Below are 25,002 nucleotides of genomic sequence, written 5' to 3' on the forward strand. Positions count from 1 at the left end.
TTAAACTTGTGCATACTGTGTTCTGTACTATTAAAGCTGATTTATCAATATTTTTAGAACACTGAATGCACAAGATATATTTGTGAAACACAGAAACTATAGGGAATAGAAGAAAAAGAGATGCTCTCTGTGCGTAACTGCTAATTACTGTAAGCATTTGATTTGAATTTTTAGTGTATGAGTATAGGCTCTAATTTGCAAAATGACTATACAATAAAATAATCCCTCACCGTTAGAAGGCAAGGGACAGGTATTAGTTTTTGTCGACCGTGACGTTTTTTATCTTTGAGTCAGGTTTATCAAAATCTAGCAAAATTTGTTTTTTGGTTCTAAACGCAATGATACGATCAGTATTGTTAACTGTAAAGATGTTGTAATTGCTATCATAAATCTCTGACCATCGCTCCAAAGTGGGGCCATCAATATTCAATGCTTTAGTGTGTTTTTCTACATTCATTTTATAGCGCTTTTCACTTATTGCTTCATCAATAGCATCAACTGATTGACTGTCGAATTGTGTGTAGGTATCTCCATCTTCATTTACAACGCCAGTGAACGATAGATCTGGGTATGTCGCGTCGTTATAGTCGAATGATAGTTCCTCACTTTGTGTTTGATTACCCGATGCGTCCGTTATAATATTGAACGATATTTTCGATTTGTACGGTTTTACTGATTTTACGTTGTTATCTTTTTCAAGATATTCTAAATATTTTTTCTCGGCAATACGTACATTTTGATCAAAATCAGATGACGCAGAGTCATCAATGTTCTCTTTGACGGTATCAAGCCTACTTGAAAAACTATTTATTTCGTGATCCTGCTTTTCCTTCCACATTGATTTTACTTTTTCTAAAATATCACCATCGGACATTTTTGCAACATCACCCATCGTCAATTCTTCACGCGATGATCTATCAACAAGATCATAGCACGTCACATACCCATTTTCAGAAACGAGCACAGAATAAATAGGGCTATCTTTACCAAAAACGTCTCTGCGGTCAACGTTCGTCACATAAAACAGGTTTGTTTCTTTTTTCTTAGAATTGAAATAGTCAGCGAATGTTGTTGATTGAACCTTACTGTTACCATTCGACACGTTTTCGGTTTCGTTTTTATTTCCATTATCATTCTCATTATTACTTGAGCAGGCTGTCAACGTAAACATCGACACAGATAAAACAAGTAACGTAACAAATTTCTTCAATTTTCAAAACTCCCTCGTCTAGTAAATAAAAAGCTGTGTTGCGTAAACTTCGTTCTTTTCAACATACAGACCTACACCAATAGTTGTAAATGTTGGGTGAATCATTGTGGCTTTATGTCCGGGGCTATTGAGCCACTGATTGAATAGATAGTTTCCTAGTTTTTCGCCATCGCGTATATCAGTGTGTCGTGCTGCGATGTTTTCACTAGACATATCGTATTCGATAGAATATTGATCTAGTATAGACATATAGCCTGATCCGTTAGGACGAATATGTTCGAATAATGTAGAAATTTCTTGTGCGCGAACATTTGCGGCTGTTGTTAATTGACTCATTTCGCTAACAGGCGCTAGGCTGTATTGCGCACGTAATTCGTTTACCTTTGTAATAATTGTGTTGCGACATTTTACTGTTTCTGCTGGTGATAATGTTTTGTAAGTGTACACATCGAATTCATAGTCGTAAGTTTTTCCACCGACCCAGTTTTTTACAGGATATGTGACACTACTTGATAGGTCATAGATGTTTTCGTCTAAGCCTAAGTTTTTGGTGGAAGGTTGATACGATTCACCCTTTTTGATTGTTTTTACGAGAGTTGTATAATACTCATCGTCAACGTAGATTTTAAGGTTGAAGGTATCGACTAATTCAACTTTTTTGTAATCGAAAGTGATGATTGTATCACTGTTTACAGTTACCGTTTTAACGTTGTATTCGTTTAATCCGTAGCCTTCGATTTCCTCAGCGAAAGCGGTGTATTGTTTACCTTTTTCAATCATTTCGCTGCGTGTTTTGATGACTTGTCCATCGCACATCGCGTTTACAGTTACTTTGTATTTCACAGGTGCAACTGGATCTTTTTTATAGTTGAAGGTAATAGTCGTATCTTTGTTTACAACTACGGTTTTTGTTTTGACATCATCCAGCGTGTAGCCTACGAATCCCGCAGTTGCGGCATTTGCTGTGTATGATGTTCCAGCTTCAACGATATCGCCTAGATTTCCGAGCAGTTTACCGTCTGAACCGATGTGTTTAATGGTTACAGTATATTTTACAGGTGCTACTGCATTTTTAGTGTAATTAAATGTAATCGTTTGATTGGCATTAACTGTCACCGTTTGAGAGTTGCTGCCTTTCAAGGTATAGCCGCTAAATGATTCAGCTTTGGCTGTATATGATTTGCCTTTTTCTACGGCTGTTGTCGTTTTCTTTAATTCTTTGCCATCAGATCCTTTATGAACGACGGTGACATTGAATTTTTGAACAGCATTTTTAGTGTAGTTGAAGGTGATTGTTTTGTTCGCATTTACGGTGACAGTCTGAGAATTATTACCTTTTAAAGTATAGCCACTAAAACTTTCTGCTTTTGCTGTGTACGATTTGCCTTTATCCACTTTAGTTGTTGATGATTTTAGTGTTTTACCATCAGAACCAACATGCTTGATTGTCACCGTATATTTTGTGACAGGGGTTGGTGCAGTCGTTTTCTTAATTCCATACCACGAGATTCCTTCGTTTCGCCAACCGTGTTTTAACAAATTCTTTTGTTCCGCATAATTTACTGTGTAGTTATGTGAGCCAGCTTTCGCATTTGGATTATACGCGCGGTAGAGCGGAATAGCTTTTTTTGTATCTGAATACCATCCGACGCCTTCATATTTCCAGCCAACTTTTACTAAATTATTTTTCTCATTTGCATTCATCGTGTAGTGATGATCGCCAGCATTTTTGTTGTAGAGGCGATAAACAGGATTACCAGAATTTGGTGCTATCCATCCGATACCTTCCGATTTCCATCCGACCTTTGTTAGATTGTTTTTTTCTCCTGTATTTGCTGTGTAGAAGTGTTCACCAGAATTTGGATTGTACAAACGGTGCATGTCAGCGGCATTTGCTTTGTCTGCAAAGGCGAGGGATGCTGTGGCGAGTGCAAAAGTTGAAACCATTAGTGCTAAAATCTTCTTCTTTTTCATTCATTAAATCTCCTTTTTGTTATTAGATTTTGGTGCAAAATTTTGGACAAATGATTTCAATACTGATATCAATGTATAATCAGCATCGAAAGAATACATATATAGCACATTCTACACTAGAATAATATATTTATCATCTGATTTTTGATGTTAATTAAAACTATCATAGATGATGAGAGGTGAGGTGATGTGCTATTTTAAATGATCAAATTTCAAGACAAATACGAATTTATAGAAAAGAACGGAAAATGACGCTCGCTGAATTGTCGGTTCGTACTGACATCGATGATACATATTTGGGTCGTGTTGAACGTAATGAGATCAATATTACGTTAAACACGCTTGAAAAAATTATTGCTGGGTTGTCTATGACGAGCAGCGAGTTCTTTTCATTTTTGGAAGTTGAGGAAAGATCGCCTGAAATTTTCAAAATAATTCAAGGAATACAAGAATCAAAAGAAAAAGAAAAAATCTTAGAATTAATAAGAGGTATCCTAGATTTATATCAGTCATAAAAAAGTTGCTTTTTGCCGAAGTAGCTTTTTTTTCTTTCCTCGAACTTCAAGCCGAAAAACAATAAAAAAAAAGACTCAACCGTTTAACGGCTAAGTCAATAATAATCAAGCATTTTTGGGTTGTAAATAGTAAGTGAGATCATGAATTAATTTTCGTTTTGTGAAAAATTCTTGTATAAAATTAATTTTAACATACGTGTCAAATCATATCATTTTTTTCTCGATTTTCCTGCGATTTTTTTGATTTTATTCGCAAGGTGATACATGTATACACGTACAACAACCTCTGGAATATTCTGATGTGCTGGATTTAAAAGGTTGAGTGCTACCAGAATTTCACCTGCTCGGCTATAGTCATTTATGGATTCTTCGATGGTTTCGTTTTTATCTATGTTCATCATGATGTCGTAGATTTCTTTTTCTAATTTTGTTCGTTCAGCAGTTGTTAGCTTTTTGGTCATATGTAGTTTACCTCCGATTTTTTTTTCAATTATACACTATTGTTAAAAAGGATATTCATAGTCGTCGATTGATGAGGGTTCATCGAGTTTGAATTTACCGATCATTTCATCAAGACGTCGTTCATATTCAAACACGTATAGCCCCGCGACGAACTGAATGAGTGTCGAATCGCCCGCGTTTGACAGATTAAACGTTCCATGACATACATAAAATTTCGTATTTATCCGGCTGCGTACAGCCAAAATGTTGGTCGCAAAATTTAGTTCAACTGAAAACACATGAGTTCCTTCGCATGATTTTTGCGACCAAAAACATTTTTGTTTCAAATAATAGCATTTGAGCAAATCAACAGTTTCGTCATCGTATCTGCTAATATATTTATCTGCAATGAGATACGACAAATACAATGTTCGGTTTTGACTCATGATCTTTTTGATTTCACGCGTTGTCAATACGCTTACATTACTCATTACAAAATCCTCGCTTCTTCTTTGTATGAAAAATACTTGCTAGAATCGGTTACTATGATGTGGTCGAGCAAGTCGATTCCAATAATTCCACAAGCGTTCGCGATTCGTTCGGTAAAGCTGTCGTCGTTTCGCGATGGTGCCTGATGTCCTGACGGATGGTTATGAACAATGGCGATCCGCGCCGAATTCGATAGCAAAGCTCGCTGCAAGATATCTCTTGGATGTGCGACGGATTGATTTAACGATCCAATTGAAACCGTCGCGTAACTGTTAATTTGATTTTTAGTGTCTAAACAAACAACGATCAGATGCTCTTGACACTCGCTTCCAATTAGCTTTGACATCCATTGTGCAAGGGTAAACGACGACGTAATCTTTTCTGGAATGTCCTTATTTTTACGCTTTCTTTTCACTTGTTTCAACGTCATGATCTCTTCGCAGATTACGTTGTCGTTCATTTTCTATCAGCCTCTTCTCTTTTTATCTTTTCGCTTTTTTCGATACGTTGTCTCCAATATTTGCGATATGCGTCTCGTTTATTTTTATAATCCCGATATTTTCCTGACACAAACTTGTACGTTGTATAAAAGATAATAGCTAGAATAATGAGCGCATACGTTTCAGCAGATATCGCTTCAAGAATTAGTTGTAATAAAGTCAGTTGCATCATTGATAATTCCTCCTTTTTTGACATACATCTAATAGTCGACATTTATGTCGAAAAAAGCTCTTAAAATAACGCGGCGCAAGCCGATGGAGCATCCGAATGCTAATGAGGACAAGGAATATCACGGCTGAGTGATTTCCGCAGTAAGGGGTGGGGCCGGCCACTGCCGGATGGAGAAAAATGCGGCGGAGCATTTTTAGACATACACACCCCTTATGCTCTTTCCCCGATGGGCCATCGATAGCGTGTCAAATGTACCACACCCTAGGGTACATACGCTAAAACCCTTTCGCGGCGGGATTTGTGAGCAATATGAATTTTCAATTTTGCCGAGAGGTATGGTAACATGGTTACCACACCCCTGTCGAAAACCTTTCGTACCAACAAAGGTGTGGAGACATGCCCCCATGATTTTAGGTATTTTTTGTATGTCATGGGTCTTGTGGGTCATGAGTGTGGTGATTTGCGGTTTGGGGCATTGGGGAGTTAGCGTGCAATAGATGAATTTGCTGCGTTTCTGCGCAAGAGAGGCCGTCGGCGAGACCGCACAAATAACAATCTCAAAAAGGTGGTGGGGCGAAGTGAGCAAGATTTTCTGGGGTGAGTTAAAAGACGAATTTCGCGAATGGAGCGGGGACCCATCAACTTTTTATGTTGCAGGAAAAAAATAAGTTGATTGGCTGCACGAAGGTGCAAGCAAGGTTTTAGCAAATTGCTAGCAGAATGATTAAAAGTTTTAGCAGATTGCTAGCAAAAAGATATACGAGAGGAATCAGTTAACAAAGTGCTAGCAATTTGCTGTCAACGTGCTAACAAATAGTTTGCAAATTGCGCGTAGAAAAAGGAGAGCCACACAGCAGTTTGTTAACGATCAGAAGTTGATTTTGAATGTAACACAAACGGATTGTGTAACATTCGACAAAATAGCTCTATCCCTTGCGGCTTTGAGGAAAGCTTGTTTTTCCTTTGGCCGATTGTCACTTTTATTTTTAATTGGCGGAAATTTTCCTATTTATATGGCGTGGTTACAATGCATTCACAATAACTCCTTTAGAGGTACTGTGAATGTTCTGTCCTTAGCTCCATTTTTTATTAAACGGGGAAATAAAATTAAATTTATTCAAAGAATAGAAAATAAGTGGAGAGATTCTCTTCTTTAAGAGAGAAAGAAGCATTTAATAAAACCTATTCTGAAAAAGAGAGGGTTTGATCGCGTGCTATTTCTCCTCTAGCGCGTCAATGTACTATACTCCTGCCATATTTCCTTGATGGTAAAATTTCGAATAAACACTGGAAACGACTAACTTTCGTTTGATAACTCTTGATAAAAGGACTTCTTTTTGAGGTCCTTTTTTTGTTTTTATCGGTTTTCCTAAAAATGTACTTTTAAAGTACATTTTTAGGAAACCACTTAAAGCATACGCATGCTAAACTCCATTCTCTAAGAACTCTTGTTTGGGAAGAGAGGGATTCTTAGAGAACCGCTAGACATAGGAGAAATGATTGGATGAATAAAAAAAAGCATCTCCTCGAAGTGAGGGGATGTTTTTCATAACTTATAAATTCAAATAATTATTAATTGTAACCATCAAATCTCTTGGTTTTAACAAAACCAAGGGAACAGCTTGTTGTTACAGCCTATAAATAACGGTGTATATACATTTATTAATTATATTGTAATCGAACGATACAGGAAAATCAACTTAATTTTAATAATAACTGTCGCATTTATTCTGAATCTCGTTTGTTATAAGCAATTAATAGACACTCGAATGTTCCAAATCACAATAAACGGGAAAATGACTCGCTGCTTAGTACGTCATTTTCGCCGTCAAAATAAAAGGAGAAAGATATGCGTAGAGGAGAAAATATTTATCAAAGAAAAGACGGTCGTTGGGAAGGCCGCTATCGTAAAGGACGAAAAGCTGATGGACAGGTGAAATACGGCTATGTCTATGGGAAATCCCTACGGGAAGTACGAATGAAACTGTATCCGTTAAAGGTTCGTTACCAGACCATTCAGTCCATGCAAGGAAGTTCATGTATCCCTTTGGAAGAATGGGGCTGCCAATGGTTACGTGCCATCAAAAAAGACGTAAAACTATCCACCTATGCGAATTACCACTACAAGTTGACCAAATATGTCTTTCCATTTATTGGCGATCGCTCGTTAAATGAGCTGACGCACGAAACCGGGAACTACTTGGTTCAACAATGGAGTCTGTATGGATTAAAAAGCTCGACCATGAAGGTGATTATGCAGATCTTAGGCCAGTGTTTAAACAAGGCGAAGAAAGGTGATCATATAAAGGAGAATCCTTTTTCTTCTATTAAATTACCGAAGGAACGGAAACAAAAAATTCGTTCACTGACCGAAAAAGAACAAGAAAAGCTAGAAACAGCGGCGATAAACGTAGGCGGCGTCCGCGGATTACCCACGTACTTAGCCTTGAATACCGGCTTACGTATTGGAGAAATCGCTGCTTTGTGTTGGACAGATATTGATTTTGAGCGAAATCTGATTCAAGTTTCTCATACGTATCAACGAGTGGCGTCAATGGATGGGCTACGGAAAACCCAACTCGTGTATGACACCGTGAAAACGGAAGCGTCGACACGTCTCGTTCCTTTCGGAACGATAATGAAGAGAAAACTGCTACGATTAAAAAGACAATCCACGAGTCAATATGTCTTTTCAACCAATGATCGCCCAATGGAGCCACGTTTGTTAACGTACTACTTCCATCAATTACGAAAAAAAGCAGGGGTTCAAGACATCCATTTCCACCAATTGCGTCACACGTTTGCGACGCGTTGTCTGGAAGCACAAGGAGATATTTTGTCTGTTAGTGCGATCCTTGGGCATACCTCGACACAACTGACCTTAGATACCTATGCAGATTCAATGATCGAGCAGCGGATGCAGGTGATTGTTCAATTGGAGAAACACCTTCAAAGAGTAAATGAATAGCTAAAAGCAAAAATGAAAAAATTTTTTAAGGAAGAATTTTCGGTTATTCTTTTTTTGTTTTTCAAGAAAGCGCTTACTGAGAGAGCGAATTGTTTCCTTTGAATAAATGTCAGCTGTTATTAAAAGAAAAACGTTCGTCAAGCGTGTTTTTTCACTATTTGCCGTCAACTCTCGTCAAGCCCTCATAAAAAAGAGCATGACATCAATGATTCTAGCATTCAGCTTGGTTTTGTTAAAACCAAGAGAAAAAAGGACATTCTAAAAAAAGAACGGTGTCCCTTGAATATATTTATTGTACGACTTGTTTCTTTTAATATCAATTGTGCGTTTTCGCACATGTTAGATATATTAAACTATTTTATTACAAGGAGAGAAAAGAGATGAAGAAAAAATTATTGGCAGGTTTAGTAACAAGCGCAACTTTGGTCGGTATTTGTGTGGCAGGAGGTCTGAATGTGTCGGCTGCAGAAGTAGACAACGCGGATACTGAAGTAGGGATCGGCTTTACTGGACATGGACCTGGGACAACCCCTGGACCATTAGAAATTCAATGGGCGCCATTGAAACTTGATTTCCACAATGCAAATACGGTGAATACGGTTGTTGCAGATTTCCCAGAGATCACAGGGAATAAAAAATATGCCGTGATCAGCGATACACGTGCTGGGGCAACAGATGAATGGAAATTAACGGCTCAATTAACTGAATTGAAAAATGCGGCTGCTACTCAGACCTTGACAGGCGCTATTTTGAAATTCGATTCTGTTCTTCAAGGATACCAAGGCACAAACGCGCCAGAAGCACCTGGTTCAATCATTGCAGCTGGGGCACGCACAGCAACAATCTCAGCGGCTAGCCAAACAGTCAATGCTGGCGGAACAGCAGTGACTGTGATGCAAGACGGCACAGGTTCAGGGACATTCCAAGGTCAATCGGCTATGGAAATGGATAACATTGAATTAGAAGTACCTGCAAATGCCGCACAAGTGGGCGAACAATACCAAGGGACATTGACTTGGTCATTGGATGACACGATCTAATTAAGAAAGTAACCATTTGGGGGAGGAGTGAAACTCCTCTCCCTTTTCATCTTTGGATGAATAGTTAGGAGGCCACCTGTGAGACAAAAAGTCATGTATTCAACACTTGTATGTTACTTTCTTCTGTGTCTGCTTTTATTTCCAACACGGAGTTTCGCGGACGAAGCAGGGACGGAAGAAAAGATGGGATTTTCAGTGGAAAGTATCATTCCAGAGAATCAAGTGGATCGGACAAAGACCTATTTTTATTTATCGGTCATGCCCGAACAAACACAGACCATTCAAGTCAAGCTCAAGAGTTTACAAGAAGCCCCTGTGACTGTTCAAATCAACATTCATGACGCGGTAAGCAGTTCGATCGGCGCCATTGATTACGCCCAAGAGAAGCCAAAATTGGATCAAAGTTTGACCGATCCAATCACGAAGGTAGTTCGCATGAAAGACGATGTGAAAGAGGTCACCTTAAAGAATAAGGAAGAGAAAGTCGTCGAATTTGAGATCACGCCACCGAAAACACCTTTTACTGGTGTGAAGCTGGGCTCTCTTCGTTTCTTGAGAAAGAACGAAACGGCAGACAAACAAACCTCCGGTTTGATTCCACAATACGCGCGAGTGATTGCGGTCATGTTGACGGAAGACGAGGAGCCCTTTAATCAGGGGGCAGAACTTCATTTGAAACGAGTGGGGTTACAGCTGTCTAATGGACGAAAAGTGATCGCTGCCCGCATTCAGAACGATCAACCGAAGGTCCTGCAGGAAATGACGATTCAAGGAAGCGTTCGTCGAAAAGGGGAAAAGAAGTCACTGGCAAAACAGAAACTTGAGAATTTTTCTGTCGCCCCGAATTCTAATTTTGATTTCGAGATCCCTCTAGGGCTGGAACCCTTTGAAGCTGGAACCTACATATTTACAGGAAAGGCGGAAGGAGACGGCCGTACTTGGCAATGGACCAAAGAGTTTACAATTGGGAAAGAACACGCGGATAAGATCAATGAGGAAACCGCCTATAAAGTGGTCATCCCGAATTGGGTGCCTTGGACGGCACTTGGCTTGATCGGTGCGTTAGCTGTCTTAGTGAGCTACCTTCTGTCTCGTCAACAAAAATGGAAAAAGGAAGGGAAGTGAGGATGTGAATCGATGGAAACGCCTAGTTCTCTTTGTTGGACTGTTTCTTTTCTGTCTGCCACAACTAGCCGTTGGGAAAGAAGTAGATACTAGTGAAGTAGGAATCGGTTTTGTGTCTGAAGGCGGTCAACCCGCGCCGAAACCAACAGAACCGACTGAAAATGTGATTCCTCTGACCACGCGGCAAGCAGATCAACCTTATCAGGGCACACGTGCCAAGAGCCTGCCTCAGACCGGGGATCAAACAGCTGGCATTCTGCGAGCATGGGGAGTTGCATGTATAGTCGCGGTCTTTTGGCTGTTCCTCTTCAAGCAGCTGCGAGAGGAGGAGGACTATGAATAGAATTCTACGTCTTTTCTTTTGTGTCAGTCTGTTGGCTGCACCGTGCTTAGGGGCTGGCGCTGCAACAGTCGTTGCAGAAACCGAGGTGCCAGAAGAAACTGTTGTATCTACGATTCCAACGATGGCCACTGAGCCAGCGGCGAGTCAGCCGGAGGATTCAGCAACTATTCCTGAAAAGGAAACCGAACCAAGCAAAGACAAACTGGAAGATGTCCCAGAACCGGAAGCGACCAATGAGTCTGAAGAAAAGGAAGAACAAGCCGACAAACAACCCACGACCAAAGGTGCCAGTCCTTACGCGGTCACGTTGATTGAAGGCGTAGATATCGATGCGGAGTTTGCACAACGTTTACGAACGCACAATTTGTCTACAAATAAAGGAGCTGCTTGGTCTGGTCGCGGAAAAGGGCAAGATCAATTAACCAAAGCTGACATGGAGGATTTAACTCACATTCAGGTGGATATGCGCAACTTTTCCAGCTTGAAAGGAATCGAATATGCGATAAATCTTGAATCCTTATCCTGTGCTTACAATAAGCTAACAACTCTGGATGTAAGTAACAATCCTTTGTTGACTTTTTTATCTTGTGATTCAAATCAATTAACAAATCTAGATGTTACTAACAACCCGAAATTAGACCTGTTGTGGTGTAAGTATAATAAGTTAACTAGTCTAGACTTAAGTAGCAACGCTTTGCTGACAGATTTAGATTGTTCTGGAAATCAGTTAACAAGCCTTGATATAAATGACAATTCTCCGTTTGTAAATTTGAGGTGTGCATCTAACACTTTATCGACGTTAGCGTTAGATGTGAATAATCGTCTTTCATTGACTACTTTAGACTGTAGTAATAATCAGCTAACAAGTTTAGATGTGAGCAACTCACCTAAGTTAATTTCTCTTGCCTGCTATTCAAATAAGATAATCAGTTTAGATGTAAGTGATAGTCCTCTTTTGGAAATTCTATCCTGTGGATATAATTATACGTCAGGGCAACCGTCACTGTCCTCTTTAAATCTCAGTGCTAATCCTCTATTGAGGGAGTTGTTCTGTGAAAATAATCGGTTTGGCGACTATAGCTTGGATTTAACGGATAATCCATTGTTAGAGGTTTTACATTGTTCCGGTAATAACATTAGCAATCTAGATTTGTCTAATAATTCTTCGTTAGAACAACTAGTTATCGTTGGTAACAAATTTACAAATTTAAATTTAATTAGCGCGAGTGCCAATCCGTTATTGAAGACTTTGTATTGTTCTGACAATCAAATAACTGACATAACAGGCGCATTTGGGTTGACTAATTTAACTCTTTTTTCTGCTTCGAATCAGTCAATTCAGGCGGGTATACCACCAATTGTTGGAGGAAACGCGACAGTTGATTTACTAAAAACCTCTGCGAGCACTGGATTAAGTCTCTCTAATATATCTCTCGGCGGTTCACCTATTCTCACACCTAATGGAGATAAAATTGAATTAGGCAATGTAACATACGCTGATTTAGATAATAAAGAGTTACAGTTTAATTATTCCGGAAGTGATTTAACAGAGGGGGCTTCATCTGGATCTAAAAGTTATGATGGAACCATTCGTTTTGCTCCGGTTAGTGACTTGGAAAGTCAGCTTGTTTTAGTTCCAGAAGATGAAAAGAAAGTAGAATCCGGTGGTACCGTTAATTGGAAGTGGACAATCAAGAGTATCAATCCTCTTAAAGCAGAGAATGTTCATGCGACTCTCACTTTACCTACAGGTCTTGTGATCGATCCCAGCAGTATTAAACGTGACGGAGTACCAGCGTCACTTTCAGATATTGATGGAACGACCAACTTAGGGGATTTAGCTCTTGGGGAAACGCTTACCGTTGAATTCAAAACTAAAGCAAGTGGTAATGTAAATGATTGGTTAAAAGCTATCGGACGATTAGATTGGCAAGACTCACAATCAAGAACAAACCAAACAGATTGTTCTGTTCAGATCAAAGATGACGAACAGACGTATACACCGAAAACTCAAGAGGACATGGCTTTGCTGTCGGTTCCGGAATCTTTTCGCTTTGGTGTTTGGGATGTGAAGAATACCGCACAGACTTTCTCACTTCATTCATCCAATTATCTGACGAATACTGAAGTGGTGTCTGAAGGGTTTTATACACGATTGCGAGACGATCGAACAGTCAATAGCGGCTGGAAACTTAGTGCACAACTATCTGATTTTAAAGATAGCACAAGTGAGCTTATGCCAAACAGTGCCGGAACTTCGTTGCGAATGCAAGATATGTCGATCGAGTCCATTGTCGATCGGGACACACCAGCTGAAGCAATTGATCCAACACCTACAGGTGTGCCATCTACTGTGTTGGCTGATGAAACCTTAGTCGCCGGTCAAACGGCAAAACCTTTAGTCACGGCAGGTACAGGAGAAGGAGCAGAAACTTGGCAGCTTCGGATTCCTTTCGATAAGGTCTCGTTACAGTTACCGGCGAATGCTGGAAAGAAAAATACGTATTATTCCGCGACCTTAACGTGGTCCTTGGATGATACGCCATAGGGGAGAATGCTATGTCAATACAAGTATGGATCGGAGTATTCGGGATCGTCGCACTTGTTTCAATGAGTGCTTTTGCTTACTTTTTTATTAAAGACAGTCGCCTTTCCGCAAAAGTGGGACGAAAAGGAACGACGCTGCTGGTGGATTGCGGGTTGCTGTTTGTTTCGTTGCTTTCAATTATAGCGGGCGTACTCCTTTATATGAACTGGCAAGAACAATTGAATTACTTCTTAAATCGATAAATAGTGAAAAAAGACGGAGGACGATCATGACAAGAATACTGCTGCTAACGAAAAATATAGATAACGAAGACAACTTTGAAAAACAATTAAGACAATTGGGAAACGAAGTGTTCACTTCCATTTCTTTGATTGAGGGTATTTTGTCTGATCGTGTGCCGAACAGCTTTTTATCGATGTACCATCAAGTGATTTTTAGTGAAACCATTGATACGAAATTAGTGGCCACTTTAGTTTCAACCTTAAAAAGACACGCGCTGATTCTTATGAGAAAAACAGATGAGCAATTGAATGAAACGCAAACACTCGAATGGCAAGAGCTGGGGCTGACGGATTGGATTAAGTGTTGCCCAACGTTAGAAACACTCCGAGATCAATTGACTTGTGATCAAACAGGATTAGTGAATACGGATGTTTCACCTGTTCACCCGAAAAAGAACCTAGCGATATCAAGTCTTCCATTGAGCGCATCTGAAGAAAGATTGTTGACGATTTTGTATCAACACCAGACCGTTGTTACTTCTCGAGAAGACCTCTGCAGAGAAATGTGGAGGAAACCCAAAACGCACTCGACGATGTCTCAACTCTCGACCTTAGTCAGTAAATTGAAGCGGAAGCTAGAAGAAGTCGGTCTAACTGGAGAGATCATTGAAACCTCTTGGGGGCAAGGGTATCGCCTGTCGGAACAAACCTATCAACAGTTGTACATGGAAGAGCATTAAATGTAGTGTTACATCAAGGTCTTGATCCTAAAAACGCGACAAATTTCTTCGTTCAACTTCTACAGATGTCTCGAAAGTAAAATAAAGGAGACTGTTGCTGCTATGTTTGAGGTATTAGCTGAATTACTAGCTGAATTAATTTTTGCTGGTTTGATTGAGGGTCTCCTTCCCTCTTCTTCTGCGACTAGCTCAAAAAAAGTGAAAATATGGCATGCTTTTTTTCGCACAACATTTTATCTTTTAGCAACTGGACTATTTGTTTTATTAGCCCTAGGGGCTACAGATCGGAAACAGCTGATTTATGGTTTGATTGGAGTCTCCTGTTTTGGCGCTATGATAAAAACAAATTGGACATCTTACCAACGTCATAAAAAGTGGCAAATGAGACAAAAGAACGTTAATACCCACAAAGCGTCGGAAAAAAAGGGCGCTTAATTAAGCATAAAACAGCTATGAAACGCAAATATGAGCGTTTTATAGCTGTTTTAAGTCTTTTACACGAATAAAAAAATGGACCTAATAGGATTTTGTTCTTTTCACTTATCACGAATAGCTATACACTCCTACAAAAAAAGCACAATAGGGTACACTCTATCTTGCCTAAGATTATCTTGGAGTAATGATTGGTTCGATCTAGCACAATAGAGTTGTTCAAAACTTGAAAGTCAGGATTTTCTTAGTATCCGGCAATGAAGAAAAAAGTTGGGAACAAGTCGAAAATCTTAGAAATATGAATGTCACACAAACAGATTGAGTTACATTATTAAAAACACTTATCCCTTATGAATCTGAGGAAAGTTCGTTTTTCCTTTAGTTGCTGATACTTTTGAATGTTACTAATATATGTGGTACTCCTGCTACATTTCCTTGATTTTGACTTTCGAATAGGCAATGTCAAAAAATAAACAGCACTTGGTTACTCCCCGTATGAGGACATCTTTTTGATGTTCTCATTTTTTGTTTTTCGTAGCCATTACAAAAAAGTGCACTTTTAAAGTACATTTCTAGGAATCTCCTCGAATCACACGCATGCTAAGCTCAAATAATCTGAGACACCTTATTTTTGAATATAAAAGGTTTTTAGATAATTCGTTGGATATAGGAATAACCGATAAACAAAAAACCTCTCCTCGAACGAGGGGAGGTTTTTCATAACTGACAAATTTGAGCAACTATTAATTATAACCTGTAAATCACTTGGTTTTGCAAAAACCAAGATGATGAGCTTTCTGTAAAGATTATAAATAATATTTTATAGGGATATATTAACTGTATTGTAATCTATTAGGACAGAAAAATCAACTTTATTTTAATAATATCTGTCGAATTTCTCATGAGTCTGGTTAGTTACATGAAATTAAAAAAATGTCAAAAGGCCAAAATCAAAATATTCGGTGAAATGACTGTTTGCTTAGTACGTCATTTTCGCCGTCAAAATAAAAGGAGAAAGCTATGCGTAGAGGAGAAAATATTTATCAAAGAAAAGACGGTCGTTGGGAAGGGCGCTATCGTAAAGGACGAAAAGCTGATGGACAGGTGAAATACGGCTATGTCTATGGAAAATCGTTACGAGAAGTACGAATGAAACTCTATCCGTTAAAAGTGCGTTATCAAACCATTCAGTCGATGCAAGGAAGCTCATTCATTCTTCTTGAGGAATGGGGCTGGCAATGGTTACGGGCGGTTAAAAAGGACGTGAAATTGTCCACCTATGCCAATTACCAATACAAGTTGACCAAATATGTCTTTCCATTTATTGGAGATCGCTCGCTGAATGAGCTGACTCACGAAACTGGGAATCACTTGGTTCAACAGTGGAGTCTGTATGGGTTAAAAAGCTCGACTATGAAGGTGGTTATGCAGATCTTAAGCCAGTGTTTAAACAAGGCAAAAAAATGTGATCATATAAAGGAGAATCCATTTTCTTCTATTAAATTACCGAAAGAACGGAAACAAAAAATCCGTTCACTGACCGAAAAAGAGCAAAAAAAGCTGGAAACCGCTGCTATAAACGTAGGTGGAGTCCGCGGATTACCCACGTACTTAGCCTTGAATACCGGCTTACGCATTGGAGAAATTGCTGCTTTGTGTTGGACAGATATTGATTTTGAACGAAATCTAATCCACGTTTCTCATACCTATCAACGACTGGCCTTGGTAGATGGGCTACGGAAAACCCAACTCGTATACGACACCGTAAAAACGGAAGCGGCAGCGCGTCTTGTTCCTTTCGGAACGATATTGAAGAAGAAACTGCTTCGATTAAAGAGACAATCCACGAGTCAGTATGTTTTTTCAACCAATAATCGCCCAAAGGAACCACGCTTGTTAACCTACTACTTCCATCAATTACGTGAAGCAGCAGGGATTCGAGACATCCATTTCCACCAATTGCGTCATACATTCGCGACTCGTTGCTTGGAGGTACAAGGAGATATTCTGTCTGTCAGTGCAATACTTGGGCATACATCTACACAACTAACCTTAGATACCTATGCGGATTCCCTGATTGAGCAGCGGATGCAGGTGATTGTTCAATTGGAGAAAAGGCATCAGAGAGTAAATGAATAGCTAAAAGCAAAATTTTAAAATTTTTAGGAAGAACAATTTTGGGTTATTCTTTTTTCATTCTGCAAGAAAACGCTTACTTAAAAGGGTGAATAATTTCAATTACTAAAAAGCTGCGTGTTCCTAAAAAAATCGATTACCAATCGGTCTTTTTTTATTATTCGCCGTCAACTTTCGTCAAGTGCTCCTCGATAACAGCTTTGTATCAATGATTCTAGCTCTCAACTTGGTTTTTGCAAAACCAAGAGAAATTGTATTGTTAGGCTAAATCTATTCGAGGTATCACTACTAGATTTTAACAGAAAATAGTCCATTTGCTAAAACAGAAAGCTCCACTTTCTGTTTAGAATAAAAAATCAAAAAAAAGGAGAGAAATAGGATGAAAGATTTAAAAGGAAAGTTAGTCGTCAGTTTAGCTAGCCTATCCGTTTTGGGGTTGGCATTTGCAGGAAGTATTGGAGGGTTTGCGGATACCTTGGATACGCCGGTAAGGGTTCAATTCGAATCAGAAGGACATGTTACAAATCCAGATCCAGATCCAGAAGTATTACAAATGCGTTTTGTGCCAGACCTTGTTGATTTCGGGAATACGCATACTGCAGGAAATGCCTTAACACAATCTATCGGAACAACTGGAAAATATGTGGCCCTATATGATGGCAGAGACAGCAGTGTGACAAACAATGAATGGACATTGTCAGCCAGTGCGTCTAACTTAACGAACCCAGTAGCCTCTTCTCAAGTCATCAACTCAGGGAAAATTAAGGTTTCTGTTGGAGATATGAAGGATTGGGCTGCTCCAAGTGCACCTACGGCAGCGAATACAACAACCAATGCAGCGAACATTACTGTAGGGAGTGGAATCGCAGCGGGTGTTGCAGAATTGACATTAGATGGAACATCTACAGAACTCGCAAAAACAGATTCAAGTATTAGCGATCATGGGTATGCGTTACCGATTAATTCCATGACTTTGGAATTAGCCGCAGGAGATTCAACCACTGCATTTGCAGGTCAAGCATTTTACGGCAATATCACGTGGGCGCTAACTGATTCATTCTAATCATTTTATTGAGTGAAAGAGAAGAGGATTGTTCTCTTCTCTTTCTTTTATTAAGGAGAACCATTTATGGGAAAACAGTTTCTCAAGAAAGATTTTTTATTCCTATTAAAGAACATTTTTTGTTGTCTATTGGTCGTTTCTAGTTGTTTCCTTTTCGTCACCTCCGGTTATGCGGAGGAAACAAAGGAGACGGGCGGAAAAGAAAGCCAACCCCAAAATGATGTGGGATTTGCCGTTGAGCCTGTTCAAACGACCACTCAAATAGACACACAGAAAGGATTTTACTTTATTAAAGCAACACCTAATGAACCCCAAGAATTAACGATCAAAATAAGAAGTACGAATGTGCAACCAGCAACGGTGTCTATTTATGTGAAGAATGCGTACACGAATCAAAATGGTGTGATTGACTACGATAATGATGAGTATACAAGGGATAAGACCTTAAAACAGTCCATTGAAGAACTCACCTCCGTTTCTGAAAAGAAAATCACGGTACAAAATTACGAAGAAAAAAAGGTGACGATCACCGTTACCCCGCCGGGGGAACGATTTGAAGGGGTAAAAGGCGGGGCCATTTGCGTGATGAACGCCGACTCCTCAGAAACAAAAGAAGGCTTACGTTCTACTTTTGGCTATCGGATTGGTCTTTTGGTCACCGAAGATTCTGAACGATACGATGATGGTTCGTCCCTCAATCTTTTAGACGTAAAGCCGACCGTTCATCAAGGCAAGCGTGTGATTCAAGCGCGTCTGCAAAATCCAGAAGCCAAAATTCTAACTGATTTAACGGTTGAAACGAAGCTGTACAAAAAAGGCAGTCGTGAGATTCTTAAGAAACGAACGGCAAATAATATGCGGATGGCTCCAAATTCGCAATTTGATTTCGCCACCAATTGGGGAATTGATCCTATTAAAAGTGGGGCATATACACTAGCTATCAAGGCGAAGTCAGGAACCAACACTTGGGAATGGAAACGAGATTTTAGTGTTGGTGAAAAGCAAGCAACAAAGATAAACGAAGAGGCGAGTTTTACCATTACTTACCAAGGGTGGGTGCCGCTTGTAGTAATCTTAATCGGTTTGACAAGCATTATTTTAATCGGTTGCCTTTATGTACGCAGCAAAAAATGGGAAGCCTTATAAATAACTAAGAAGGAAGGTGCAGAGATGAAAAAAAAGAAACGAGGAACCTTCTTATTAATCGGTTTGGTAAGTAGTGTGTTTCTTCTGATGTCTCCTACAAAAACTTGTGCAGACAGTACCTCTACGACCGCTTTCTCCGTCACATTTTCTGCTCAAGAAGCAGCTGGTGATAACGATCACTTAAGTGATCTGCCGGTAATCAAAACAGTCACGTCGAAAAAAAGTTACGCGGTTTCTTATGGTGTACAAACGAAGCAGAAAAGACTCCCAATGACTGGAGAAGAATATAACGTGGTTCTTTACCGGCTTGGTTGGATCACGCTATTAGGTGTTTTCCTCTTTTTCTTCATCGGTAGTTATGCGCGTAAGGGGGAGAAGGACCGTGGGTAAAAAAGGAAGTTCATTTATTTTAATCGTGAGTCTTTTATCGAGCATGGTGATTCAACCCGCGATTAGTGTTGCCATCTCGCAAAACTCAGAGGAGCCGCAACAGACGGAACAGTCTTCTGGTGGATTGACCACTTTGTCTAGTGATGTGTTGGGAAATCCAAACGAACCAATGGTCTCGGAAGAAGAACCAGCCAATGACGAGAAAGAAAAAGACGTTTTTGCGGAGGAAACCTACGAAGCGCGAGACTTATCAAAAAAGGATGAAGACAACGCTTCACATCCAATCGTAGAAGTACAAATGAGTCAAGAAACGCTCAAAGGAGAAATCGTTTTGGGTTCTGACCCACCGAATGGCACCAAAACAATTTTGAAAACAATCGCGTTGCAAACAAAAGATGAAAGCACTGAATGGCAAGAAGTGAAGGTGTTTGAGGATGGGAAGGACCATGTATTAAACGATTCCTCCTTCAATTTTGAGTTTTCAGATAGTTTGAACGATCAGGACTATCGAATCATTTCAGAATATGTCATCGAAGAGACAGACGAAGAACAACACGTCGTACGCACGTTTCATAAAGGGCAAGTTCTTCTTGATCCAGTCGAACCCACAGAAAAAGGGGAAGAGCTCCCAAAAACAAAAGTGGGCACCGATGAGACCCAAGTAGCTCCAACAGAACCGGAGAATGACGTGGTGAACAAGAGTTCTGAGTTTATTGGTCCACGAGCTGTAAATGATGTTGTGTATAACGGAACTTCAAATGGAATAAGTACTTATGTGAAAATACATGATATAGGAACTAGAGAAGCATCTATTGAATACAAACATCAAAGACATAGCAATAGCGCTAGCACTTATAAACGGTATGTTTACTGGAGTACAGATGTTGCTCGTATGACTTTCCTTTGTAGGGGTCTAACAAATGCTGATTACTTACCAGCCAATTTGTGGGCTGAATTGAAGGCAGAAGGTACGAATGTAATGATCCCGCTAAAAAGTACTTGGGACGATGGATCGGCTACTTATGGCCCTGCGAAAATGACAAACCTAGAACCAAATAAGACATATTATGTTTGGCTTTTTTATGAAAATCCAATTGCATTAAGCGCAGAATGGCAGAATCCAGCAGGGACTACCACTATTGGAGCTAAATATATTCCTTATCCCTATCGGTTTACCACAGAAGCTGCAGTTCCACTGTCTATTACTACTCCAACGTTCACTCAGGGAGATGCCACGCATAACACTATTCCCATGGTTGGAAAAACATACACCGGAGAGATTTTCCAAACTAGTGGACAAGGAAAGGTTCAAGTAACTTCCAATGATGGAACGACCGTTCAAGATAAAGTAACGAATTTGGGGCATACAACGACACATGGCGGAACTTATAATAGTGCAGCAGTAACCGGTTTGACAGCAGGGACACGGTATAAAGGACGAACCGCATTAAAGGATTATGGAGGAAACTGGAAATATTCAGGCTGGAGCAGCTATTTCTATACGGCGAATACCGTGAATCAACCCGCAGCCCCGACTTTGAATACGCCAACCGCTTCAAATAATGCGACGGCCGCTGTTACGGCAACCTACAACGCAGGAGACGTGGCGGCTCATCCGACAGCTGTTGAGGTTCAGGCGAGTACAAACAATTCTGCATGGTCAACACTGAGTACGAGTAGTACGCCAGCAACCACAACTCCGACGATCAATACCGGAAACAAGAGTGTGAGCTTTACTCTGTCGAAGTTAAATTCAAAAACAAAGTATTATGTTCGGTATCGTGTACGAAATGCCAGTAATGTTTGGTCTGGTTATTCGACTTCTCGTGAGTTTACTACGGGAGCTATGACATTAACACTTAATACGCCAACATTTACCCAAACTACTGCTACACACAACGCTATATATATGACAGGTACTACCTATACAGGAGATATTTTTCAAACGAGTGGACAAGGAAAAGTACAGGTGACTCCAGATGATGGAACAACCATTCAGGATAAAGTAACAAATTTAACGCATACAGTATCTCAAGGAGGAAATTATCATAATATAACAGTCCCAGGTCTGACTCCAGGAACACGGTACAAAGGTCGCGTTGCAATAAAGGATTACGGAGGCACATGGAGATACTCTGCTTGGAGTAGTTACTTCTATACAGTTAATACCGTGAATCAACCAACAGTAACGAACTTGAATACGCCGACTACGTCAGCCAATGCGACAGCCGACATTACAGCAACCTACAATGCAGGAGATGTGGCGGCGCACCCTTCAGCTGTCCATATCGAGGTAAGTACAGACAATTCTACATGGACGACACCTAGCACGACGAGTACGCCAGCAACCACAACTCCAACGATCAACGCCGGAAACAAGAGTGTGAGCTTTACCTTGTCAAAACTTAATTCTAGAACAAAGTATTATGTTCGGTATCGTGTACGAAATGCCAGTAATGTTTGGTCTGGTTATTCAACTTCTCGTGAGCTTACGACAAAAGGGGTACCATTAGTGATTTCACCACCTGTTTTTGATCAAGCGACTGCCACGGCCACAAGTATTCAATTGAAACCAGGCAGCTATACTGGGGATATTTCCCAAACTGGAAATCAAGGAGTCGTTTTTTCTGAATCCTATAACAGTGGCACGAATGACAAAGACTGGACAGCGCGGGTGCATAATTTACAACACACCACAACAACCAATGGGACCTACTCATCTACTCAGATTACCGGGTTAACTCCTGGGACTCGGTACCGAGGGTGGGTACAAATAAAAAATGCAGAAGAGGTAGTTGTTGGTCCAGTGGGACAACCAGCAGGGGCAGAAAACGAATATTTTTACACGAAGAATGCGTTATCTAGTTTAAGTGCACCTACACTAAACACTCCCGTTGCGGAGCATGGAGCCACTGCCGAATTTTCAGTGGATTATCAAGCGGCAGGCGATCATCCAGACCAACCTGCAGCCCATCCAAACAACGTAAAAGTGTATTTGAGTACTGATGGTGTAGCCTTTTCTGAGATTAGCTCTCATCAGACATCTCCCTCAATCGATACATTTGATATTGATATGACAAATAAAAAAGCTACTGTGAAAATCAAGAACTTGACTGCCGGACAAACCTATCATGTGAAGTGCAGTGTGGTTAATCAGGGCGGCGAGTCTGAACAGACACCGGCCCGAATGTTTACGACCAATCCACGGCAAGCAGGCTTATATATTTCTGATACACCGACCTTTAACTTTGGTGTTCAGTCGGTCAACTCAATTGGAACAAACGCGAGACTATCGAATACTCAAGGAACCACTGATTTTGGAATTAAGATGGAAAATGTTGGCATAAGTTCAAATTGGTCTTTTGCGGCTCGTCTTTCTTCTTTACGAACACAAGATGGCAGCAATCAAGAGTTAACAGGCGCACAGCTTTCCTTAGGAAAGCAGCTTCAGAAAACAACCGATGGCACAACGTGGCAAGATGTAACACAAGATTTTGAAGGATTGGGCGAAACGACTGCGATACTTCCTGCCGATCATTCGACGACGCAATTATGGAAATCGACGGACATTTCTGCAGGACAAGGAAAATTCAGAACAGCAATTGCCTTTGACTCGGTGAATCTATTGATTCCAGGAAACACGGCTCAGAAAGGCGCGTTTTATGAAGGGAAAATTGAATGGTTGATGGTGAATGAACCGTAACGTTGGGGTGATTTCAAATACAATAACTCTTTTTTCTCGTTAAAAAGAGGAATAGTGAGAAAACAATCTTCCTCACTATTCCTGAAAGGATGACAGAGTTGGAACGATATAGTTGGATGATCATTTTAGCGATAATGGGAATGATCAGCTTGATTGCTTTTTTCTATTTCATATTTAAAGATATGAAGAAAATAAGCACATTGAAACTGTCAAAAAAGAAGTATCTTTTAAATTATGCGTTGTTGCTCGTTGTTGTTGTGTGTATCATTTTGGCGGTCTACTTATATTTTGATGTACAAAAACAACTTCGAATACTAGAGGGAATCTTGTGAGGTGATAGAAAATTAGACTATTAATATTGACCCATAATATTTTGAATGAACGATCCATGCAGGAAAATTTACAGAATTTTAATTATGAGGTATTTGTTTCAAAGACAATGTTGGATATGCTTTTGTATAGTGACGATCCGTGGGATAGTTCGTTTTATCAGTTAATTATCCTTAGTGAATCCCTATCGAATCGGGAATTGAAACGAATTGTTCCAAAATTAAAAGAAAGAAACGCAGTGATTTTTAGAAAGTATGTCTGTGAACCTATAAATAAAGAAAAAGGGGTTCTGGAAGAGTTAGGAATCGATCAATGGATCCCTAGAGAAATCGGGACAGATGCGTTGCGAGAATTAATCAGTGAGTGTACGACATCAATGAATGAAGCAGTAAAAGTAAAGAAAGCAACAGAAACTTTAGCAGAACTCACTATGGAGTTCACTAAGAATCAGAAGAAGTGTTTTTCAAAATTGTATGACGCCGAAGGGGCGATTGTCTCACGAGAAGAACTTTGTATGTCTATTTGGAATGATGAACCTACTCGGTCCAATTTGGCACAACTTTCAGTATTAACGAAGTCGTTACGCCAAAAACTAATGCGAAAGGGATTTGCGTCAGATATTATCGAAACCGTATGGGGAAAAGGGTACCATCTCAATAAGGAGTTTTATACTGTTTATCACACCCCTTATCAGTAATAGGCAATGTAAGAAGTAGATGAATGACCATTAAAAGAGGAATGCTCTAGTCGGATATGTTCTCGATTAGGGCATTCCTCTTTTATAAATTGGGATAAAGCAACCATAAACGACAGCTTATGAGTTAATTAAATGCATTCTTAGAATGAAAAAAATACGACTAAAGTCCCGCTTGAAAAACAATAAGAATAAATTATACTTATATTATAGTAAAGTAACTAAATGGAGGTTATTGTTATTAGCATGAAGAATATTAAGTTAATTGTTTTAGGTATGGTGACTTTAGGAGCGGTAGCAAACGTTACGTCTGTGGAAGCCGCCACTACCCCATCAAAAAAAGAGGTTTCTGTTTCTGTAAAAGAAGCAATAAAAGTATTCCAAAAAGAGTACCCTGATACAGATATAACTTCTATTGACCTGAATAGTTCATTTGGAAAATATTTTTATGAAATTGAAAGTATGGATGATTCAGTAGAATATTCAGCTAAAATTGATGCTAAGAGTAAAAAAATTAGTGATAAAGAAAAGGATCGTTTGGATGCAGACGATCGAGGAGCAAATAAAAGAAAAGAAGAAAAATTAGATACAAAAGATATTATTAGTGTCAAAAAAGCTTCTGATTTAGCGATAAAAGAAGTAGGCAAAGGAAAAGCAACTGATTGGAAATTAGATAGAGAATTAGATACGACTTATTGGAAAGTGACAATCAAGAATAAGAGTAAGTCAACTGAAGTAATGATTGATGCTAAAACAGGTGACGTATTATCTACTGAAATAGATGATTAATAAATAGAAAAGAAGCTTCTAGAAAACAGAAAC

The 25,002-nt window shown here is 39.6% G+C and carries 23 protein-coding genes; 17 read left to right on the plus strand and 6 right to left on the minus strand.

Features of this window, described 5'->3' with window-relative positions:
- Nucleotides 1–253: 253 nt before the first annotated feature.
- Nucleotides 254–1,210: a hypothetical protein gene (locus IGI50_RS01485; protein WP_438775870.1), complete on the minus strand. Its 957-nt coding sequence runs from the start codon at nucleotides 1,208–1,210 to the stop codon at nucleotides 254–256.
- Between the two features lie 18 nt (nucleotides 1,211–1,228).
- Entirely contained in the window at nucleotides 1,229–3,184 is a 1,956-nt protein-coding gene (locus IGI50_RS01490) for a MucBP domain-containing protein (protein ID WP_438775871.1), read from the minus strand.
- Nucleotides 3,185–3,411: 227 nt separating this feature from the next.
- On the opposite strand from IGI50_RS01490, the gene IGI50_RS01495 reads away from it, so the two are divergent.
- Nucleotides 3,412–3,699: a helix-turn-helix domain-containing protein gene (locus IGI50_RS01495; RefSeq protein WP_438777558.1), complete on the plus strand. Its 288-nt coding sequence runs from the start codon at nucleotides 3,412–3,414 to the stop codon at nucleotides 3,697–3,699.
- Nucleotides 3,700–3,908: 209 nt separating this feature from the next.
- On the opposite strand, the gene IGI50_RS01500 is transcribed toward IGI50_RS01495, so the two are convergent.
- From IGI50_RS01500 to IGI50_RS01515, 4 genes are read right to left on the minus strand one after another with little or no spacing between them, the layout of a single operon-like run.
- Nucleotides 3,909–4,160 carry a hypothetical protein gene (locus IGI50_RS01500; RefSeq protein ID WP_438775873.1) on the minus strand — a complete coding sequence of 84 codons (252 nt, stop codon included), beginning with the start codon at nucleotides 4,158–4,160 and terminating at the stop codon, nucleotides 3,909–3,911.
- Nucleotides 4,161–4,202: 42 nt separating this feature from the next.
- Complete coding sequence (locus tag IGI50_RS01505) at nucleotides 4,203–4,631, minus strand: hypothetical protein (protein ID WP_438775875.1); 429 nt, start codon at nucleotides 4,629–4,631, stop codon at nucleotides 4,203–4,205.
- Nucleotides 4,631–5,089 (minus strand): JAB domain-containing protein, encoded by a 459-nt coding sequence (locus tag IGI50_RS01510; RefSeq protein WP_438775876.1) that lies wholly within the window; start codon nucleotides 5,087–5,089, stop codon nucleotides 4,631–4,633. Before IGI50_RS01510 ends, IGI50_RS01505 begins: the two co-directional genes overlap by 1 nt.
- On the minus strand, nucleotides 5,086–5,301 hold the full coding sequence (locus IGI50_RS01515; RefSeq protein ID WP_438775877.1) for a hypothetical protein: 216 nt from the start codon (nucleotides 5,299–5,301) through the stop codon (nucleotides 5,086–5,088). Before IGI50_RS01515 ends, IGI50_RS01510 begins: the two co-directional genes overlap by 4 nt.
- A 1,849-nt stretch (nucleotides 5,302–7,150) precedes the next feature.
- On the opposite strand from IGI50_RS01515, the gene IGI50_RS01520 reads away from it, so the two are divergent.
- The 16 genes from IGI50_RS01520 to IGI50_RS01595 all read left to right on the plus strand — a co-directional run bounded on the left by IGI50_RS01520 (nucleotide 7,151) and on the right by IGI50_RS01595 (nucleotide 24,969).
- Nucleotides 7,151–8,269 carry a tyrosine-type recombinase/integrase gene (locus tag IGI50_RS01520; RefSeq protein ID WP_438775879.1) on the plus strand — a complete coding sequence of 373 codons (1,119 nt, stop codon included), beginning with the start codon at nucleotides 7,151–7,153 and terminating at the stop codon, nucleotides 8,267–8,269.
- A 380-nt stretch (nucleotides 8,270–8,649) separates the two neighbouring features.
- Nucleotides 8,650–9,309, plus strand: a complete 660-nt coding sequence (locus IGI50_RS01525; protein ID WP_438775881.1) for a WxL domain-containing protein — start codon at nucleotides 8,650–8,652, stop codon at nucleotides 9,307–9,309.
- 78 nt (nucleotides 9,310–9,387) lie between these two features.
- The gene (locus IGI50_RS01530) at nucleotides 9,388–10,434 is read left to right on the plus strand and encodes a DUF916 and DUF3324 domain-containing protein (protein ID WP_438775883.1); all 1,047 of its coding nucleotides are present in this window, start codon (nucleotides 9,388–9,390) and stop codon (nucleotides 10,432–10,434) included.
- 4 nt (nucleotides 10,435–10,438) lie between these two features.
- Nucleotides 10,439–10,777: an LPXTG cell wall anchor domain-containing protein gene (locus IGI50_RS01535; protein WP_438775885.1), complete on the plus strand. Its 339-nt coding sequence runs from the start codon at nucleotides 10,439–10,441 to the stop codon at nucleotides 10,775–10,777.
- The gene (locus IGI50_RS01540) at nucleotides 10,770–13,325 is read left to right on the plus strand and encodes a WxL domain-containing protein (protein WP_438775886.1); all 2,556 of its coding nucleotides are present in this window, start codon (nucleotides 10,770–10,772) and stop codon (nucleotides 13,323–13,325) included. Before IGI50_RS01535 ends, IGI50_RS01540 begins: the two co-directional genes overlap by 8 nt.
- Nucleotides 13,326–13,336: 11 nt before the next feature.
- Nucleotides 13,337–13,567: a hypothetical protein gene (locus IGI50_RS01545; protein WP_207110805.1), complete on the plus strand. Its 231-nt coding sequence runs from the start codon at nucleotides 13,337–13,339 to the stop codon at nucleotides 13,565–13,567.
- Between the two features lie 26 nt (nucleotides 13,568–13,593).
- Complete coding sequence (locus tag IGI50_RS01550) at nucleotides 13,594–14,286, plus strand: winged helix-turn-helix domain-containing protein (protein ID WP_438775888.1); 693 nt, start codon at nucleotides 13,594–13,596, stop codon at nucleotides 14,284–14,286.
- Between the two features lie 102 nt (nucleotides 14,287–14,388).
- Entirely contained in the window at nucleotides 14,389–14,721 is a 333-nt protein-coding gene (locus tag IGI50_RS01555; protein ID WP_438775889.1) for a hypothetical protein, read from the plus strand.
- 1,017 nt (nucleotides 14,722–15,738) lie between these two features.
- Nucleotides 15,739–16,857, plus strand: coding sequence for a tyrosine-type recombinase/integrase (locus tag IGI50_RS01560; protein ID WP_438775891.1), 1,119 nt, complete (start codon nucleotides 15,739–15,741; stop codon nucleotides 16,855–16,857).
- Nucleotides 16,858–17,233: 376 nt separating this feature from the next.
- A complete protein-coding gene (locus IGI50_RS01565) occupies nucleotides 17,234–17,917 on the plus strand; it encodes a hypothetical protein (protein ID WP_438775893.1) in 684 nt (227 codons plus the stop codon).
- 66 nt (nucleotides 17,918–17,983) lie between these two features.
- A complete protein-coding gene (locus tag IGI50_RS01570; RefSeq protein WP_438775895.1) occupies nucleotides 17,984–19,063 on the plus strand; it encodes a DUF916 and DUF3324 domain-containing protein in 1,080 nt (359 codons plus the stop codon).
- Nucleotides 19,064–19,087: 24 nt separating this feature from the next.
- Nucleotides 19,088–19,453 (plus strand): hypothetical protein, encoded by a 366-nt coding sequence (locus IGI50_RS01575; RefSeq protein WP_438775896.1) that lies wholly within the window; start codon nucleotides 19,088–19,090, stop codon nucleotides 19,451–19,453.
- A complete protein-coding gene (locus IGI50_RS01580) occupies nucleotides 19,446–23,156 on the plus strand; it encodes a hypothetical protein (RefSeq protein ID WP_438775898.1) in 3,711 nt (1,236 codons plus the stop codon). The genes IGI50_RS01575 and IGI50_RS01580 overlap by 8 nt, the downstream gene beginning before the upstream one ends.
- A gap of 89 nt (nucleotides 23,157–23,245) precedes the next feature.
- Nucleotides 23,246–23,488 carry a hypothetical protein gene (locus IGI50_RS01585; RefSeq protein ID WP_242550764.1) on the plus strand — a complete coding sequence of 81 codons (243 nt, stop codon included), beginning with the start codon at nucleotides 23,246–23,248 and terminating at the stop codon, nucleotides 23,486–23,488.
- A gap of 56 nt (nucleotides 23,489–23,544) precedes the next feature.
- Complete coding sequence (locus IGI50_RS01590) at nucleotides 23,545–24,183, plus strand: winged helix-turn-helix domain-containing protein (RefSeq protein WP_438775900.1); 639 nt, start codon at nucleotides 23,545–23,547, stop codon at nucleotides 24,181–24,183.
- Between the two features lie 243 nt (nucleotides 24,184–24,426).
- Nucleotides 24,427–24,969: a PepSY domain-containing protein gene (locus IGI50_RS01595; RefSeq protein WP_438775901.1), complete on the plus strand. Its 543-nt coding sequence runs from the start codon at nucleotides 24,427–24,429 to the stop codon at nucleotides 24,967–24,969.
- Nucleotides 24,970–25,002: the final 33 nt, after the last annotated feature.

This window comes from Enterococcus sp. DIV0170, from assembly GCF_051710765.1.
In the GTDB taxonomy this organism is placed as follows: Bacteria; Bacillota; Bacilli; order Lactobacillales; family Enterococcaceae; genus Enterococcus_A; species Enterococcus_A raffinosus.